Source organism: Stenotrophomonas sp. INTA L402-1 (assembly GCF_059295135.1).
Genome location: NZ_JCAFWP010000268.1, coordinates 1 through 507, shown reverse-complemented (window position 1 = coordinate 507; position 507 = coordinate 1). Strand labels below are relative to the sequence as shown.

The window sequence follows — 507 nt, the reverse complement described above, 5'->3', positions numbered from 1 at the left end:
ACACGCAACAGAACCAACAAAAGTGGCGGGCAAGCGCATCATTCCGGTGAAATACCACAGCGACACCAGGTAAACAAAATAGGGAATAATCGACCACATACTAAAAATGATGGTTGCGCGTAAGGCTTCAATGCCGCGTTCGCTGGCAACAATATAATGCGCGATAAGCGCAAAGGTCGGGAAAAGTGGAATCAGCCCGGCGATATAATAATTTTTCGTTTTTGCTAAAACACCAATCAACAGCACTACCAGCGCACCGAGCGCGGCTTTGATTACCAGCCCCATCTTTTTACCTTAACACTTCCATAACAAGTCATCAGTAGAATACCTGATGAAAACTTGTTTAGAAACGATTGATAGTAAGTAAAAACAGCGCGGTGTATTGTGACGTTTTTATATCTACCGTGAATAATATGAACACTATCGTATTTGTGGAAGATGATGCGGAAGTCGGTTCACTGATTGCCGCGTACCTGGCAAAACATGATATGCAGGTTACCGTAGAGC

The 507-nt window shown here is 43.8% G+C and carries 1 protein-coding gene; it reads right to left on the bottom strand.

The window, feature by feature from the left end; all coding sequences use genetic code 11:
• A partial coding sequence (locus AC5O77_RS22720) for a GlpM family protein (protein WP_494507294.1) occupies window positions 1-285 on the bottom strand: 285 nt, incomplete at its 3' end.
• Window positions 286-507: the final 222 nt, after the last annotated feature.